Annotated in this window: 14 protein-coding genes; 7 read left to right on the top strand and 7 right to left on the bottom strand. The window is 71.8% G+C overall.

Annotated features, from left to right (window positions below):
• Positions 1–4: 4 nt before the first annotated feature.
• Both JUB13_RS25585 and JUB13_RS25590 read left to right on the top strand, forming a co-directional pair.
• Positions 5–1,453, top strand: a complete 1,449-nt coding sequence (locus JUB13_RS25585; protein ID WP_207484245.1) for a cobyric acid synthase — start codon at positions 5–7, stop codon at positions 1,451–1,453.
• Between the two features lie 48 nt (positions 1,454–1,501).
• Positions 1,502–1,852, top strand: coding sequence for a GFA family protein (locus JUB13_RS25590; RefSeq protein ID WP_207484136.1), 351 nt, complete (start codon positions 1,502–1,504; stop codon positions 1,850–1,852).
• 116 nt (positions 1,853–1,968) lie between these two features.
• Here the strand turns inward: JUB13_RS25590 and JUB13_RS25595 are convergent, their stop codons facing one another.
• On the bottom strand, positions 1,969–4,020 hold the full coding sequence (locus tag JUB13_RS25595) for a methyl-accepting chemotaxis protein (RefSeq protein ID WP_236025222.1): 2,052 nt from the start codon (positions 4,018–4,020) through the stop codon (positions 1,969–1,971).
• A 367-nt stretch (positions 4,021–4,387) separates the two neighbouring features.
• Between JUB13_RS25595 and JUB13_RS25600 the strand changes: the two genes are divergently transcribed.
• A complete protein-coding gene (locus JUB13_RS25600; RefSeq protein WP_207484139.1) occupies positions 4,388–4,594 on the top strand; it encodes a hypothetical protein in 207 nt (68 codons plus the stop codon).
• A gap of 19 nt (positions 4,595–4,613) precedes the next feature.
• On the opposite strand, the gene JUB13_RS25605 is transcribed toward JUB13_RS25600, so the two are convergent.
• The 4 genes from JUB13_RS25605 to JUB13_RS25620 form a co-directional block, all read right to left on the bottom strand.
• Positions 4,614–5,813 carry a pyridoxal-phosphate-dependent aminotransferase family protein gene (locus JUB13_RS25605; protein ID WP_207484141.1) on the bottom strand — a complete coding sequence of 400 codons (1,200 nt, stop codon included), beginning with the start codon at positions 5,811–5,813 and terminating at the stop codon, positions 4,614–4,616.
• Between the two features lie 157 nt (positions 5,814–5,970).
• Complete coding sequence (locus JUB13_RS25610) at positions 5,971–6,231, bottom strand: hypothetical protein (protein WP_207484143.1); 261 nt, start codon at positions 6,229–6,231, stop codon at positions 5,971–5,973.
• 112 nt (positions 6,232–6,343) lie between these two features.
• Positions 6,344–6,820 carry a DUF2269 family protein gene (locus tag JUB13_RS25615; protein WP_207484145.1) on the bottom strand — a complete coding sequence of 159 codons (477 nt, stop codon included), beginning with the start codon at positions 6,818–6,820 and terminating at the stop codon, positions 6,344–6,346.
• Entirely contained in the window at positions 6,813–8,114 is a 1,302-nt protein-coding gene (locus tag JUB13_RS25620) for an NAD(P)H-binding protein (protein WP_207484147.1), read from the bottom strand. Before JUB13_RS25620 ends, JUB13_RS25615 begins: the two co-directional genes overlap by 8 nt.
• A gap of 425 nt (positions 8,115–8,539) precedes the next feature.
• Here JUB13_RS25620 and JUB13_RS25625 point away from each other — a divergent pair, with 425 nt between their 5' ends.
• Entirely contained in the window at positions 8,540–9,004 is a 465-nt protein-coding gene (locus tag JUB13_RS25625) for a peptidoglycan-binding domain-containing protein (protein WP_207484149.1), read from the top strand.
• Positions 9,005–9,023: 19 nt separating this feature from the next.
• Here the strand turns inward: JUB13_RS25625 and JUB13_RS25630 are convergent, their stop codons facing one another.
• Positions 9,024–10,340: a cobyrinate a,c-diamide synthase gene (locus tag JUB13_RS25630; RefSeq protein ID WP_207484151.1), complete on the bottom strand. Its 1,317-nt coding sequence runs from the start codon at positions 10,338–10,340 to the stop codon at positions 9,024–9,026.
• A complete protein-coding gene (cobA, locus tag JUB13_RS25635; RefSeq protein ID WP_207484153.1) occupies positions 10,337–11,206 on the bottom strand; it encodes a uroporphyrinogen-III C-methyltransferase in 870 nt (289 codons plus the stop codon). Before cobA ends, JUB13_RS25630 begins: the two co-directional genes overlap by 4 nt.
• Before the next feature lie 37 nt (positions 11,207–11,243).
• On the opposite strand from cobA, the gene JUB13_RS25640 reads away from it, so the two are divergent.
• The 3 genes from JUB13_RS25640 (at position 11,244) to JUB13_RS25650 (ending at position 13,418) form a co-directional block, all read left to right on the top strand.
• Positions 11,244–12,323: a cobalt-precorrin-5B (C(1))-methyltransferase gene (locus tag JUB13_RS25640; protein WP_207484155.1), complete on the top strand. Its 1,080-nt coding sequence runs from the start codon at positions 11,244–11,246 to the stop codon at positions 12,321–12,323.
• A gap of 2 nt (positions 12,324–12,325) precedes the next feature.
• Positions 12,326–13,069 carry a cobalt-precorrin-6A reductase gene (locus tag JUB13_RS25645; RefSeq protein WP_207484157.1) on the top strand — a complete coding sequence of 248 codons (744 nt, stop codon included), beginning with the start codon at positions 12,326–12,328 and terminating at the stop codon, positions 13,067–13,069.
• A gap of 184 nt (positions 13,070–13,253) precedes the next feature.
• Entirely contained in the window at positions 13,254–13,418 is a 165-nt protein-coding gene (locus JUB13_RS25650) for a hypothetical protein (RefSeq protein ID WP_207484159.1), read from the top strand.
• The last annotated feature ends 5 nt before the right edge of the window (positions 13,419–13,423 follow it).

Consider the following 13,423-nt stretch of genomic DNA (forward strand, 5'->3'; position numbering starts at 1 on the left):
GCTGATGGTGATGGGCACCGGCTCGGACGTCGGCAAGTCGCTGCTGGTGGCCGGGCTGTGCCGGGCCTTCGCCCGCCGCGGCCTGCGGGTGCGGCCGTTCAAGCCGCAGAACATGTCGAACAACGCGGCGGTGGTCCCGGGCGGCGGCGAGATCGGCCGCGCCCAGGCGCTGCAGGCCCGCGCCTGCGGCGTCGCGCCCACGGTCCACATGAACCCGGTCCTGCTGAAGCCGCAGACCGAGACCGGTGCGCAGGTGATCCTGCGCGGCGCCGTCCTGGGCGCCATGCGGGCGCGCGAGTACCAGCAGCGCCGCGGCACGCTGATGCCCGCGGTTCTGGAGAGCTTCCGCCAGCTCGCGGCCGAGGCCGACCTGGTGATCGTCGAAGGCGCCGGCAGCGCGTCCGAGGTGAACCTGCGCGCGGGCGACATCGCCAATATGGGCTTCGCCGAGGCTGCCGATCTCCCGGTGGTGCTGGTCGGGGACATCGACCGGGGCGGGGTGATCGCGGCGGTGGTCGGTACCTGCGCCGTCCTGCCGCCCGCGGAGCGCGCCCGCATCCGCGGCTTCGTGATCAACAAGTTCCGGGGCGATCCCAGCCTGTTCGACGACGGGCTGGCGGCGGTTGTCCGTCATACCGGCCTCGCCGCGCTGGGCGTCGTCCCCTGGTTCGCCGCCGCCGCGCGCCTGCCCGCCGAAGACGCGCTGGCCCTGCCGGGGATCGCCGAGCGGCCCGGCGCCGCGATCCGCGTCGCGGTGCCCATGCTGGCGCGCATCGCGAACTTCGACGACCTGGACCCGCTGCGCCTGGAGCCCGACGTCTCGGTCCGGATGGTGCCGCCGGGATCGGCCCTGCCGGGGGATGCCGACCTGGTGGTGCTCCCGGGCTCGAAATCGACCATCGCCGATCTCGCCTTCCTGCGCGCGCAGGGCTGGGACATCGACCTGGAGGCGCACCGGCGCCGGGGCGGCTGGATTCTGGGGCTCTGCGGCGGGTTCCAGATGCTGGGGCAGCGCCTGGACGACCCCGAGGGGACGGAGGGACCGTCCGGAAGCGTCGCCGGCCTCGGTCTCCTGAAAGTCGACACGGTCCTGCACGGGGCCAAGACGCTGTCCGAGGTCTCGGGGACCCATCCCGCGACCGGGACCCCGGTGCGCGGCTACGAGATGCATATCGGGAGGACGCGGGGCCCCGGCCTCGCCCGCCCGCTGCTGGACCTCGACGGCCGGCCGGAGGGGGCGGTCTCGGTCTGCGGCCGGGTGATGGGAACCTATGTCCACGGAATCTTCGCCGAGGACCGCTTCCGCGCCGCCTTCCTATCGGCGATCCGCGTCCGCGGCGAGAGCGGGCTCGCCTACGAGGCCGAGGTGGAAGCCGTGCTGGACGAACTGGCGGATCATCTGGCCGGACACCTGGACCTCGACCGGCTGCTGGCCCTTGCGGCCGAGGTCTGATGCCGGATGCGACCTGGATTCTTGCGGTACTAACTGACGGGGTTGGGTATGTCTTTCGAAGGAAGCTGCCACTGCGGTGCGGTGACTTTTACGGTCGAAGCGGATCTGCCGGGTGGCGCAATAAGCTGCAACTGTTCCCACTGCCGTCGTAAGGGTTTCCTCCTGGCGTTCTTCCCGGCCTCGGCCGTGATCGTGAATTCCGGTGAGGATGCTCTTCTGAGCTACAGGTTCAATACCCACAGGCTGAACCACCGATTCTGCCAGACCTGCGGCGTCCAGCCCTTCGCCGAAGGGAATGCGCCCGATGGATCGAGCACCCGGGCGGTCAATCTGCGCTGCGTGCCTGCGGTCGACCTTGCCAGGTTGCAAGTCCAGGAGTTCGACGGCGCCGCGGTCTGAGCCGACGCCGCATCGCGGGCGATGGCGTTGCGGTCCGGCCCGCGAGGAGGCCTGCAGGAGGGGCGGCGCCTCGCGCCGCCCCTCCTGCGAGGCGTAAGCCGTGAGGCCGTTGAAGATCAGGCCCGCTGGACGGCCGCCAGGAAGGCATCGACCTCGATGGTCAGGGCCTTCGAGCGTTCCGAGACGCTGCCGGCGGCGGCCAGCACGTCCGAGGCGGCATCGCCGGTCTCCGCAGCCGCGGCACGGAAGCCGCCCACGGTGTCGCTGACCTCGCGCGATCCGCGCGCGGCCTGCTGGATATTGCGGACGATCTCCTCGGTGGCCGCGCTCTGCTCCTCGATCGCGGCGGCGATGGCGGCGGCGATCCGGCTGACCCGGGTGATGGTCTCGCCGATCCCCTGCATCGACCCGACGGTCTGCTCGGTCACCGCGCGGATCTCTCCGACCTGGGCGACGATGTCCTCGGTGGCTTGCGCCGTCTGGTTGGCAAGGTTCTTCACCTCGGACGCGACGACGGCGAAGCCCTTGCCGGCCTCACCGGCACGGGCCGCCTCGATGGTGGCGTTCAGCGCCAGCAGATTGGTCTGCCCGGCGATGGACTGGATCAGCGTCACCACGTCGCCGATCTTCTGCGCGCCTTGGGCCAGCGCCTCGACCGTCACGTTGGTGCGCTCGACATCCGCAACGGCCTCGCCGGCGATCCGCGCGGATTCGTCGACCTGCCGGCCGATGTCGCGGATCGACGCCGACAGGTGCTCGGTCGTGGCTGCGACCGTCTGCACGTTGCCCGAGGACCGCTCCGCCGTCGCGGCGACCGATCCCGCCTGGCCATTGGTGCGCTCGGCGATGGCGGACAGCGCCTCGGCCGTCGTCCTCAGCCGGAGGGCGGAGGCCGCCAGCTCGCCGGACAGCCCGCCGGCCTTGATCTCGAAGTCCTTCTGCAGGGCTGCGAGCGTGGCCACGCGCTCCTCGCGCGCCCGCCACTCCTCCTTCTGGGCGAGGTCGAGCTCGCGCGCCCGGACGAGCCCCGCCTTGAAGATGTCGACCGCCCGCGCCATGGCTCCCGTTTCGTCCTGCCGGTCGAGCGCCGGGATCGGCGTCTCCAGGTCGCCCTCGGCCAAGCGCGTCATCGCCGCGCTCATCGCGGTCAGCGGCCGGGCGAGGCCGGTCCCGATGCCCCAGGCCACCGCCATGCCGACGGCCACGCAGCCCAGCCCGACCAGCGCCGCCAGCAGGCTCTGTCGGTTGGCATCGGCCAGGATGCTGGCCTCGGGCACAGCCACCATGAAGGACCATACGGTGCCGGTGTCCCCGAAGCGGATCGGCGACACCCTGAGGTAATGGGCCCGGCCGGCGAGCGGCACTTCGCCCTCGTAGACACGGCCTTCGGCCGCAGCCCTTCTTGCGGGCTCGGGCAGATCCTCGGCGGGCTGCGACAGGCGCCCGGTGTCGGGATGCGCGACGTACCGGCCGGATGCCGACAGCACGGCGACATAGCCGTCGCCGTAAGGCTTGGCCGAGCGCACGATGTCGGTCAGGCCCGAGAGCGACAGGTCGATGCCGGCGACGCCGAGCACGCGCGACCCCTCGAGCACCGGCACGGCGGCGCTGGTCATCAACTGCCTGGTCACGTCGTCGAGATAGGGCTCGGTCACCACCGCCTTCCGCGCGCTGGCGGCGGCCTTGTAGTATTCCTTCTCCTGGACCTCCTCGTAGCTCACGCCCTCGCTGTCGTCGGCGCGCGGTCCAGTGTCGGAGGGCAGCCAGAGCAGGCTCATGCGCCCGGTTGCGGGCAGGCCCAGGATCTCGCCGTCGCGGTCCAGGAATTCCCCGTCGCGCCCGTCGAAGCCGCCATCGGCCATGTCGATCCACACGCCGGCATAGGCATGGTCCCCGGCAAGCCCCGCCAGATAGCGGTTCACGACCGCGCGGCGCGGTGCCTCGGTGCTGCGCTCGACGGACACCAGCGCCGCGATTCCGCGGGCGGCCTCCACCGCGGTGGTGATGTCGGACGCGACCCGGGCGGCCTCGTGCTCGGCGATCTCGGCGACCAGCGCGATGGCGGAAACTTGCGCCGCCCCGCGCGACAGCCACAGCGACACGCCCGTGAACGCCGCAGTTCCAACCACCAGCACCGCCGCGATCCCCGCGACGATTTTCGTGCGCAACCGAAACTTCATCCCATCCCCACAGCGACGCGACCGAGCGATCGGGGGAGATCCGCAGCATCGGCATCGCCCCCGTCCGGAAGGCAATGAAGGGGATACCCGTAAAGGTTCGTTAAAATCCGGAGGGCGTCGGGAAAATCAGCATCGCGGCATGTCCGGTGCGGGGGCAGCCCGATCGCGTACCGGCAACTGCCTCGAGCGCAGGTGTTGCGGATATACCGCAAGATGGCCGAAGGGTCGCCGGGATCGAGCCTTGCCTCTTGATACCTCTGCCCGTTCCATGCGGCCATGCGCGCCCGGTGTGGCCGAACGCACAGCCGCGGGGCGTGTGGGCCGCTAGTCTCAGCGTGCAGCCGAGGAGGTTCACATGGCCCGCCAGAACGATTTTCCCTGCCCCGCCACGCTGTTCACGGCGGAGGTCAACCTGGACCTGCTCGGCATCGAGTTCATCGACACGCGCGGGGTCGACCTGACGCTCGAGGAATCGGCGGCCGCGCTGGGCGCGGCCATGGCGCTGGGGCAGGTCGTCGCGCGGCATTGCGAGCTGCGCAGGGCCCGGCGCGGGGCGACCTGACGGAGGCGGCTCCCGCCTCCTACGCCGCCTGGCCGGAGACCAGCACGCGCTCCAGCTCGGCGACGCCGGCCGGCAGGTCGATACGGGCGCCGGCCGTCTTCATGCTGGACCCCAGCGCGTGCAGTGTGCGGAACAGGTGATGGGCCCGGCTCTGCTCGCCCATCTGCCCGATGCGCAGGATGTCGAGGCCGAAGGCGCCCGAGATCTCCACACGATGGACGTCCGACATGTGGCGGCGCACGGCCTCGCCGGAGACCCCGGCAGGCACGTTGATGCCGACCACGGAATCGAGCCTGACCGCCGGCGGCGCATAGAGCGTCAGCCCCATCGCTTCGATCCCGGCCTGCAGCGCGGCCGAGCACAGCCGGTGGCGACGGAAGCGGGCGGGCAGCGTCTCCTCGCAGATCAGGCGCAGCGCCTCGTGCAGGGCCAGAAGGCCGGAGACGGGGGCGGTGTAGTGGTAGGATTTCTGGTTCCAGAAGCGGTCCGCCAGGCGGGCGTCCAGGCACCAATGCGCCATGGGCGCCCGGCGCTTCTCGAGATGCTCCCAGGCCCGTTCCGAGAAGGCGATCAGCGAGACGCCCGGGATCGAGGACAGACCCTTCTGCCCGCCGGTGATCACGGCATCGACGCCCCATGCGTCCATCTGCATGGGCATCGTGCTCAGCGTGCAGACGGCGTCGACCACCACCAGGCAGCCGTGCTCCCGCGCGATGGCCGCGATCTCCGGCAGGTGGCGGTTCCAGACGGTGTTGGAAGTCTCGCCCTGCACGATGGTCATGACCTCGTGCCGCCCCTGGGACAGCGCCGCATGGATCGCGCCGGGATCGGCGGTCTCGACGGCTGGGACGGCCAGGACGCTGACCTCGCCGCCGACGCGGCCGGCCATCTCGGCCAAGCGCGAGCTGAACAGCCCGTTGCGCACGCTGAGAACGCGCGTGCCGGGCTCGACGAGGTTGCAGATCGCCATCTCCATCGCGGCCGAGCCGGGTCCCGCGACGCCCATGATCCGCCGGGATTCCGACTGGAAGACGTAGCGCGACATGGTCTTGACCTGCTCGACGACCTTGCTCATGGCGTCGCCGAGATGGTTGATCACCAGGGAGTTGGCCGCTGCCACCCGGCTCGGGATCGGCACCGGGCCGGCTCCCATCATCAGAAGTGGTTCGTCGGGAAGGATGCGGTCGAGCGGGACGATGGCGGCGGGAGGCGGGTGCATGGCGTGATCCGGCCCGGGTCGCGGATGTCCGCCATGGACATCCCTTCCCCCCGGGGGCGGTACGCAATAGGGCAAGTTGCGGCCCGCCGCGAGCGCAACATCCGGTCGGCCGAAAAAAATCCTTCGGCCGTGCCCGTTCGCGTGCCTTCCCGGCGGCTCAGGTCTCCGCCAGCTCGCGCGGACGGGCCTCGCCCGCCTGCGCCGCGTCCGGCTGAGCCGGGCCTGGCTGGGCCGGCTTCTTGTTCCTGCGCTCGAAATCCGCGAAGGCGCGATGCAGCGCCTCGCAATGCTCCTCGGTCTCCAGGAGCCGCCGGACCGCTTCCTCGACGAGCGTCGGGACAGGCACGCTGCGCGCCCGGCTGACCGCCTCGAGGCGGTCGATCAGCGGCGAGCGGATCTGCGCGACGAAATCGAGCATGGTGCGTCTCCCGTCAGTGCCCGTGACGGAGTCTGGTCCCGTGCGCGGTAGCGCGCAACGCCGCACCGGCTGTCCTGACGGGCTAACCCTCCCGTTGGGAGCGGCCCGCCGATCAGAACCCCAGCTCCGGCTTCGCGATCATCAGGTAGAAGATGACGACCACGCCGATGAAGGCCGGCCAGCCCAGAGTGAACCAGATCAGGGCGTAGCGGCGGTAGAGCGGCGGCAGCGCCGTGCCATCGCGCAGGGCCGCCTCGGCCATCTGGCGCAGCCGCATCTGGAGCCAGACCACCGGCAGCCAGCAGGCCCCCACGAGCACGTAGAGCAGCAGGGAAACCAGGAGCCAGCCGCTGGTCAGCGGATAGCCCGCCTGCATCGCCAGCCAGACGCCCGTGGCGGGCTGCACCAGCACAGCCGGGGTGGTGAACAGCCAGTCAGCCAGGACGACGTTGCGGTTCACGACCGCCGTTGCCGCGAGATTTCCCGACAGGTTGGCCATCAGGCCGTGGAAGGCCGTCCCCAGACCAGTCCCGAACAGCAGGGTCGAGCTCAGGACGTGGACGGTCTTGATCAGCAGATACTCATCCATGCTCCGCCTCCAGCGCCATCATCGCCAGGGTGGCCCCCGCGACGGCGAGGTTCTTGGACACCGGCCCGAAGGGATGCAGCCACAGCTCCGGCAGGAAGGCCGTGATCAGCGCCGTGTAGCCCAGCATCAGGACGATCTGCAGCGCCCCCACCAGCGCCGGCCGCCAGCGCATCAGGAGCGCGAGCCCCAGCACCAGGTCCAGCGCCGCTGCCCCGTAGAGCGCCAGCGGCGCCAGGGCCCCCGTGATCCCCACCCGCGCCAGCAGGGCGTAGCTCTCGGCGAGCGGATACAGTCCCAGTGATACGATCGCCGTCCAGATCCACATCAGCGCCAGCAGGATCCGCAGCGGATCGCGCACGAAGAGCAGCCGCGCCGCCCAGAGATCGGCCTGGGTCGCGGGGTGCCGCGCGAGCGCCGCCGGCAGCGCCCTGGGCACGAAGCCGAAGGCCCGGACGAAGGGCGCGACGGGCGCCGTGTTCCCGGCCTCCAGCATCGCCAGGCTCTCGCGCGTGGCGGAGCCGAGCCCGATCCGGTCGCCCGCCCAGGCCGCAAGCGCCAGGACCCAGCGCGGCAGCGGCAGAAACGGGGCCGGGCGGAGCCCGAGCCAGCGGCGCAGCGCCAGGGTGACGGCATCGGTGGACATGGGTTCGGGGCCGACCACGTCGACCCGGCGCGCGAAGGGTTCGGCCCGCCGGAGCAGCCGTGCGATCGCCTCGACCAGATCGTCCACATGGATCGGCTGCAGCATCCAGGTGCCCGGACCCATGCGCAGCGGCAGGGGGGCCGCACCGAGTGCGGACAGCAGCTCCTTGGTCTGCCCGCCCGGCCCGATCAGCAGCGACGGGCGCAGGACCGCCCAGTCCATCCGGCGTCCCTGCGGATCGAGCGCGGCCAGATGGTCGTCCGCAGCCTTCTTGCTGCGGTGATAGCGCGTGAACCCCGTCTCGTCGGCCCCGAGCGCGGAGACCTGGACGACCCGCCGCACCCCCGCGGTCAGGCAGCCGTCGAACAGCGCCATGGCGCCATGCTCGTGTACGGTCTCGAAGCTCGCTCCCCGGCTGTCGCGGATCAGCCCGGCCAGGTTGACGACCGCGTCGATGCCCGAAAGACGCGACTGCCAGTCCTGGGCGGTGTCACGGCCGAGGTCGCAGGGCTGCACGGCAAGGCCGGGGAACATCTGCTGCAGCCGCTCGCGGGAACGGCCCGCCACCACGACATCGATGCCGTCGCCCGTCAGGCGCCCCACGAGGTGCCGCCCGACAAAGCCGCTGGCCCCCACGATCAGGACGCGCATCTCTCTGCCTCCGAGACCGTCCCGGAGGCACCATCCTGGCCAGGCATTTCCGTCCCCTTCAGATCTCCCAGCACCCGAACGCAGAACGCCGTCCGGCCATGCCGGGTTCACGGAGCGTCGGAACGCCGATGGAACCAAATGGCAGGAAAACCTGTCTTCCTGGTAGAGGACGTCGGCCGGTTGAAGGAGTGCCCGCAAAGGCATTCTGAAACGGGAATCCCGTGATATCAGCGGCCTGCGGTTCCACGAAGAAGACCAAGTGGAAGGAAAGGGATCGGACATGCCCATCGTGCTGTGGCTGCTGGGTGTTCCCGGCGTGGTGGTCCTGCTTCTCTGGTTCACCGGCGTGATCGGCTTCTGAGCGCCGCGATCCAGCTCGGGCGCGGCCTTGGCCGCGCCCATCCTCTTGCCGCAGGAGCGATCACTTGCGATCCCGTCTCATCGTGCTGGCGGCCGTCCTCGGCGTGGCGGCACCGGCCCTCGCGCAGACTGGCTCCAAGGCCGGTAACCAGGCCGCAGTCCAGGCCGGGCCGCATGGCGGCCTCGGCTCCGGCGCTTCGCTCTGGTCGTGGGACCAGCCCATGTCCGACGAGGCGCTGGCCCATGCCCTGCCCGTGCTTCAGGACCGGCTGCGGGTCGCCGGCTGCTTCATCGGCGCCTCCGACGGACGCCTGGGGCCCATGACCCGCGGCGCCATCGCGGCCTATCAGGCGGCAATCGGCGTGAAGGCGCGGCCGGTCGTCTCAGAGCGGCTGCTGGATTCGGTCCTGAACCGTTCCGTGCGCTGCGCGCGCCCCGGCGGACCCATGCGGGAGCCCGAAGCCGAGGCTCCGCTGATCGCCACCAGCCCCGCCGGCCAAGCCATCGTGGAGCCCGTCGCCGCCCGCTGAGCCGCGGGACCCGTCGCGATCAGGCCAGATCGACGGCGTGGAGGAAGGAGCCCGTGACCCGCCCTGAACGCAGGCCCATCGCGGGCAGGGCGTCGCCGCGCGCGTCGGACGCGTCAAATAGGGCGTCGCCGGGCCCCTCGGACAGGATCCTCGCGTAGTGGAACTCGTGCCCGCGCAGGCGCGTGCCCGCAGGGCCGAACGGGCCTGCGCCGCGCTGGACGGCCGACCGGTATCCCAGATGCAGGCGGCGCTCGGCGAAGCTGGTCTCCAGCGGTAGCAGGCCGGCCATGGCGTGCCGGACGCCGTCCGCATCGACGAGGCCGCGGCCCAGTACCATGTAGCCCCCGCATTCGCCGTGCAGCACCGCCCCACGGGCCGCCGCGACGCGCAACCCCTCCAGGAACCCGCCGGCCGCGGCGAGCCGACCGGCATGGAGCTCGGGATAGCCGCCGGGCAGAAAGACGACATCGGCCATGGCGTCGGGCCCCTCTCCCGCGAGGGGTGAGAAGGGCAGGATCTCGGCCCCGGCAGCGCGCCAGCCCTGGATCAGGTGCGGATAGGCGAAGGCGAAGGCCAAGTCGCGGGCGAGCGCCACGCGCTGGCCGGGCGGCGGCAGAGGTGTCGCCGGGATCGGTAGCTGGCCGGCCCGGCGCGCCAGCCCGGCCAGCGCGCCGAGGTCGACCGCTGCCGCGACGATATCGGCCGCGACATCCAGGAAGGACCCGAGATCCGGGTGCTCCCCCGCCTGGACGAGCCCCAGGTGCCGGTCCGGCAGGCCCAGGGCCGCGTTGCGCGGCACGGCACCGAGCACCGGCAGGCCGAGCGGCGCCAGCGCCGCACGCAGCATGGCCTCATGGGCGGGGCTGCCGACGCGGTTCAGCAGGACGCCTGCGACATCGACATCCCGCCGGAAGGCGCGGAAGCCCGCGACCACCGCGGCGACCGACTGGGACTGGCCGCGCACGTCGACCACCAGAACCACGGGCCAGCCCGTCAGCGCCGCAAGGTCCGCGGTCGAGCCGGTGCCGTCGGCCGCCCCATCGAACAGGCCCATGGCGCCCTCGACCACGAGAAGCCCCGTGCCGCGCCCTGCCTCCGTCAGCAGGCGGGCGAGGGTCCCGGGGCGCATGCCCCAGGGGTCGAGGTTGGGGCAGGGCCGGCCGGACGCCGCCTCGTGGAAGCGCGGGTCGATGTAGTCCGGGCCGGTCTTGCAAGAGGCGACGTCCTGCCCGCCCCTGCGCAATGCGCGTAGCAGCGCCAGGGTAAGCACCGTCTTGCCGCTGCCGGAGGCAGGGGCGGCGAGGATCAGCCCCCGCGCGGCGGGAGGGGCGCTCAAACGGCCTCGCCGCGGCGTCGCGTCCCCAGCGCGTCGGGGACGAGCGCGCGTCCGGCGAGGGCGCCCAGCCAGTCCAGCGAGGCGCGCAGGCGGACCACCGGGCCGACCACCACCATGGCAGGGGGCTTCAGCCCGGCCGCCTCGGCCTCGCCGGCGCAGGCGGCCAGCGTCGTCTCGAGAACGCGCTGGGTCGGCAGGCTCGCCTCGGTGACCACCGCCACGGGCTCGGCCGGGTCGCGGCCGCCCTCGATCAGCCGGCCCGCGATCAGCTCCAGATGCTTCAGCGCCATGTACATCACGATCACCGGCGACCCGCGGGCGATGGCGGCCCAGTCAAGCCCGTCGGGCACCAGCCCCGTCGAGGCGTGCCCCGTCAGGAAGGTGACGGCGTGATTGGTGTCGCGGTGGGTGGCCGGGATGCCGGCATAGGCGAGCCCGCCGATGCCAGCCGTGACGCCCGGGATCACGCGGAAGGGGATGCCGTTCTCGACCAGCGTCAGCGCCTCCTCGCCGCCGCGGCCGAAGACGAAGGGATCGCCGCCCTTCAGCCGCAGCACGCGCCGGCCCTGGCGCGCCAAGGTCACCAGACGTGCCGAGATGTCGGGCTGACGGGGGGATGGCTTGCCGCCGCGCTTGCCCGCGAATTCCAGCGCGGCGCCCGGCCGGGCCAGCCCGAGGATCTCGGGCCCGACCAGCGCGTCGTAGACGATGGTGTCGGCCTGCGCGAGGGCGTTGGCCGCATGCAGCGTCAGCAGGCCGGGATCGCCCGGGCCGGCGCCGGCGAGCCAGACCCAGCCGGGCAGGAATTCGGGCAGGGATAGGCCGGGCAGGGATGAGGCAGGCACGGAGGGGGAGGAGGGGATCATTGTCGCTTTCCTTGGCCCCCACTATAAGGCTTGGGCGATGATCGAGAAACCCGAAGGGCTGCTGCGCCGCGGCTGGACGACGGGCGCCTGCGCGACCGCTGCCGCCAAGGCCGCCTATGCTGCCCTGCTGACCGGCCGGTTCCCCGATCCCGTCGCCATCACGCTGCCCGGCGGCCAGACGCCCGAATTCGCCCTCGCCTTCGAAGGGTTCGCTCCAGATGGTGCGACCGCAGGCGTGGTCAAGGACGCCGGCGACGATCCCGACGTGACCCATGGGGCGCTGGTGCTCGCCTGCGTGCGGATCGGGCCGCCGGGAACGGGCGTGACCTTCCGCGCCGGGGCGGGGGTGGGTACGGTGACGCGCGCAGGGCTGCCGGTGCCGCCCGGAGAGCCCGCCATCAATCCGGTGCCGCGCCAGATGATGCGCGCGGCCGTGGCCGAACTGGCGGCTGCCCACGGGGCGCCGGGCGACGTGGAGATCGAGGTCTCCATTCCCGGCGGCGAGGAGATCGCGGCGCGTACCTGGAATCCTCGGCTCGGCATTCTCGGCGGGCTCTCGATCCTGGGAACCACGGGGATCGTGGTGCCCTTCTCCTGCGCGGCATGGATCCACTCGATCCACCGGGGGATCGACGTGGCGCGCGCAGCCGGGCTCGAACACGTGGCGGCCTGCACGGGCTCGACCTCGGAGGCGGCCGTGCGCTCGCTCTACGGGCTCCCGGACCACGCGCTGCTGGATATGGGCGACTTCGCGGGTGGGCTGCTGAAATACCTGCGGGCGCACCCGCTGCCGCGCCTGACCATAGTCGGCGGCTTCGCGAAGCTGGCAAAGCTCGCCCAGGGCTTCCTCGACCTCCATTCCGGGCGCAGCCAGGTGGATTTCGCCTGGCTGTCCGCCCTGCTGGCCGAGGCCGGCGCCCCCGACGGGCTCGTCGCCCGCGCGGCGGCCGCCAACACCGCCAAGGAGGTCCTGGACATGGCCGAGGGCTGGGACCTGGCCGGACGCATCGCCCTCAGAGCCCGCTCCACCGCCGTGGGCGTGCTCGGCGATGCGCCGGTCTCGGTCGAGGTTCTCGTCGTCGATCGCGCCGGCACCGTCGTCGGACGGGCAGCCTAGCCGTGCCGCGCCTCCTGATCCTGGGCGGCACGGCCGAGGCTGTCGCGCTCGCCCACGCGGCTGTGGCGCTGCCGGGCTGGCAGGTCGTCAGCTCGCTGGCGGGGCGGACGCGCGCCCCGGCGCCCCTGCCTGGCACCGTCAGGACCGGCGGCTTCGGCGGGGCCGAGGGGCTGGCGCACTATCTCGACGAGGCCGGGATCGACGTGCTGGTGGACGCGACCCATCCCTTCGCCGCCCGGATCTCCGCCAATGCCGAGACCGCGTGCCGGCTGCGTCCGACGCCGCGGCTGGCGCTGGTCCGCCCGGCCTGGACGCAGGGACCCGGAGACCGCTGGACCGAGCTTCCGGACATGCCGGAGCTTGCCGCGGCGATCCCGGCCGGCGCGCGCGTCTTCCTGGCCGTCGGCCGTCAGGAGCTCGGCCCCTTCGCAGGGCGGGACGATGCTTGGTTCCTGATCCGGACAATCGATCGCCCGCCATCCCTGCCGCTGCGCCACCATGCGGTGGTCACCGGGCGCGGCCCCTTCGACGAGGCGGCCGAGGCGGCGCTGCTGCGCGAGCACGGCATCGACGTGATCGCCGCGAAGAACAGCGGTGGAGAGGGCGGCCGAGCCAAGCTGGTGGCCGCGCGCCGCCTTGGCATTCCGGTCCTGCTGCTGCGCCGTCCCGATCCGCCTGCGGCCCCTGTCGTCGCCTCGGTTTCGGCGGTGCTCGCCTGGCTTTCTGGGTGGGTCCGATCCGCCTGACGGACCCCCGGATCATGCGGCAGGAAACGTATCCGGGTCCGAAACGATCGTTGCCGGACCGGCAACACATCGTTGCGTGGAATGATTTCTGGTAATCTTCGGTTGCGATCCCAGGTCGTTTTCGGAAGGCCGGCAAAGGACTTTTCCGCCGGCTGCGACGATCGGGAACGAAGGAGGATCAAATATGGCCAAGTCAATCGCCGTCCGCTTTGCTGCCCTTCTGCTGGCGACTTTTGCGGTTGCGGGGTGCAGCTATATGGAGCGTCACCAAGCGTCTGCGTCCAATACATCGGACGACACCTACGCCGATCTCGGCACGGACCGCACGGGGGCGTTCTCGAACAACTGATTGCA

The sequence above is a fragment of the Arenibaculum pallidiluteum genome, from assembly GCF_017355985.1.
Taxonomy (GTDB): domain Bacteria; phylum Pseudomonadota; class Alphaproteobacteria; order Azospirillales; family Azospirillaceae; genus Arenibaculum; species Arenibaculum pallidiluteum.